Below are 2,935 nucleotides of genomic sequence, written 5' to 3'. Positions count from 1 at the left end.
CTGATTCTACTACTTTCACAATTCTTCCTTATGGGCCAAAAGAAAGAGGTGTAGCAGCAATGATATGTGATATTTTAAATCCAGATAGAACTCCTTATGAAGGTGATTCAAGATATATTTTAAAGAGGCAACTTAAAAAACTAAAAGAAAAAGGTTTTTCATATAATGTTGGTCCTGAACTTGAATTTTTTATTTTTAAAGATGACAAGGGCCCTCAAATACTTGATGAAGGAGGATATTTTGATATAACTACACTTGATGCTGGAAATAACATTAGAGGAGAAATTGCTTTAACATTAGAAAAAATGGGTATAGATGTTGAATATTCACATCATGAAGGTGCTCCAAGTCAGCATGAAATTGATTTAAGATATAAAGAAGGATTAGAGATGGCAGATATTGTTATGGTCTACAGGATGGTGGTAAAAGATGTAGCACAAGCGAATGGTTTTTATGCAACATTTATGCCAAAACCAATATATGGTGTTAATGGAAGTGGAATGCATGTTCACCAGTCATTATTTAAAGGAGATAAAAATATCTTTTTTGATAAAAATGATAAATATAATCTTTCAGATATAGGTAAAAAATACATTGCAGGCATATTAAATCATTCAAGAGAGATAACTTTTGTATGTAATCAATGGGTAAATTCTTATAAACGACTTGTCCCTGGGTATGAAGCGCCTGTTTATATTTGTTGGGCAAGGAGAAACAGAAGTTCACTTGTTAGAATCCCAATGTACAAACCAGGGAAAGAGAAATCAACAAGGATTGAATTTCGTTCTCCTGACCCTGCATGCAATCCATATTTATCTTTTGCTTGTATGTCTGCTGCTGGAATGAGAGGGGTTGAAAATAATTATCAATTACCCGAACCACTTGAAAGGGATGTTTATCATCTGACAGATGAAGAAATGGAGCAATTAAATATAAAATGTCTTCCAGGTAGTTTAATAGAAGCAATTGAAGTAGCAGAAGAAAGTAAATTTTTAAAAGAAGTACTTGGAGACCATATTTATAATAACTTAATTACTGCAAAAAAAATTGAGTGGGATATGTATAGACAACAGGTAACTGATTTTGAAATAAAAACATATTTTCCAACACTATAAGTAAAAATTTTGATTTTTTTTAATAAGGTTATTATGATAGAGGCACAAAAACACAGAGGAAGAAAGGGATGGTAGGCGTTATCGATTTTGGTTCTCAATACACCCAACTTATTGCAAGAAGAGTTAGAGAAATGAATGTTTATAGTGAGATATTCCTTCCTAATATAAAAATAGAAACATTAAAAGAAAAAGATATAAAAGCAATTATACTATCAGGTGGGCCAGGACATATACAAAAAGGTATTTATAAATTTGATGAAAGAATATTTGATGGTAGTTTTTATATTCTCGGAATATGTTATGGGATGCAACTTATATCAGAATTTTTCAGTGGAAAAGTTGAAGAAGGTAAAAAAAGAGAATATGGGAAAACAATTTTTTATCCGGATAGAAAAGAAGAACTTTTTAATAATTTAAGAGAAAAAACAATTGTCTGGATGAGTCATTGGGATATTGTAAAAAGAGCAGGAAAGAATTTTAAAGTAATTGGTAGAACACAAATATCTCCCATAACAGCAATAAGAGATAAAAATAAAAAAATATATGGGCTACAATTTCATCCAGAAGTTACTCATACAGAAGAAGGTAAAAAAATAATAAGTAATTTTCTTTTCAAAATATGTAAATTAGAACCTAAATGGAATTATAGAATAATTCTTGAAAAAATAAAAAAAGAAATAAAAGAAAAAGTAGGAGATGAAAAAATTATATGTGGATTAAGTGGAGGAGTTGATTCTTCAACACTTTCTTTAATACTTCAAGATGTTTGTAAAGAAAAATCATTAAGTATATTTGTTGATAATGGGCTATTAAGAAAGGGAGAAAAAGAAAAAATAGTTAAGTGGTTTCAGAAAAAGGTTAATTTGAAATATATTGATGCAGGTGAAATTTTTTTAAAACAACTAAAAAATGTTGCCGACCCTGAAAAAAAACGAAAAATAATTGGAAATACCTTTATAAAAATTTTTGAAAAAGAAGCAAAAGAATTTGGCGCAAAGTTTTTAGCACAGGGAACTTTATATCCAGATGTAATTGAAAGTATTCCTGCATTTGGTGGGCCAACTGCAAGGATAAAAACACATCATAATGTAGGAGGACTGCCAGAAAAACTAAAATTTTCTCTCGTTGAACCATTTAGATTTTTATTTAAAGATGAAGTGAGAAAAATTGCAAAAGAGATAAATATCCCTGATTTTATAATAAATAGACATCCTTTCCCAGGACCTGGTCTTGCCGTTAGAATAATAGGTAGTGTAAATAAACATCTCCTTGAAATTTTAAAGAAGGCAGATACAATTGTAGAAGATGAAATTAAAAAAGCATCTCTTTATAACTCTATCTGGCAGGCATTTGCCGTTTTACTACCAATAAAAACAGTTGGAGTTATGGGAGATAAAAGAACTTATGAAAATGTAATTGCAATAAGAGTTGTAAAAAGCACTGATGGTATGACTGCTGATTGGGCAAAAATCCCTTTCAGAGTCCTTGATAGAATTTCAACAAGAATTGTTAATGAAGGAAAAGGAGTTAATAGAGTTGTTTATGATATAACTTCTAAACCACCTGCCACGATAGAGTGGGAGTAAAGAGAAAGAATACATCCGTAAGTTTAAAAAGTTACAGCAAAATTTTATACATTTACTTTTATTTTCAATATTTTTTTTGTTTCTTCTGTAATTTTGAACTTTTCAGATATTTCAACTCCACAGACCCACATTATTTCATTTTTTGATTGAAAAATTAAAATTTTATCCCTTTTGTAAACTGGAATTTTCCTGTCAATTAAAAATCTTGAAAGTTTTTTTTCTTTTTGCATCCCT

The 2,935-nt window shown here is 29.7% G+C and carries 3 protein-coding genes; 2 read left to right on the top strand and 1 reads right to left on the bottom strand.

Annotated elements, in window-relative coordinates; genetic code table 11:
• Positions 1–1,115: glutamine synthetase (locus tag PKV21_09920; protein HOM27803.1), on the top strand; the 1,115-nt coding region annotated here is incomplete at its 5' end.
• A gap of 68 nt (positions 1,116–1,183) precedes the next feature.
• Entirely contained in the window at positions 1,184–2,701 is a 1,518-nt protein-coding gene (guaA, locus tag PKV21_09915) for a glutamine-hydrolyzing GMP synthase (protein HOM27802.1), read from the top strand.
• 44 nt (positions 2,702–2,745) lie between these two features.
• Here guaA and tilS read toward each other — a convergent pair.
• Positions 2,746–2,935: tRNA lysidine(34) synthetase TilS (tilS, locus tag PKV21_09910; protein ID HOM27801.1), on the bottom strand; the 190-nt coding region annotated here is incomplete at its 5' end.

Source organism: bacterium, assembly GCA_035371905.1.
Lineage (GTDB): Bacteria > Ratteibacteria > UBA8468 > B48-G9 > JAFGKM01 > JAMWDI01.
This window is presented reverse-complemented; position numbering and strand designations above follow the sequence as displayed.

Excerpts from the sequence above, each read along its gene's own strand:
- guaA (HOM27802.1), top strand. The coding sequence starts at position 1,184 with ATGGTAGGCGTTATCGATTTTGGTTCTCAATACACCCAACTTATTGCA.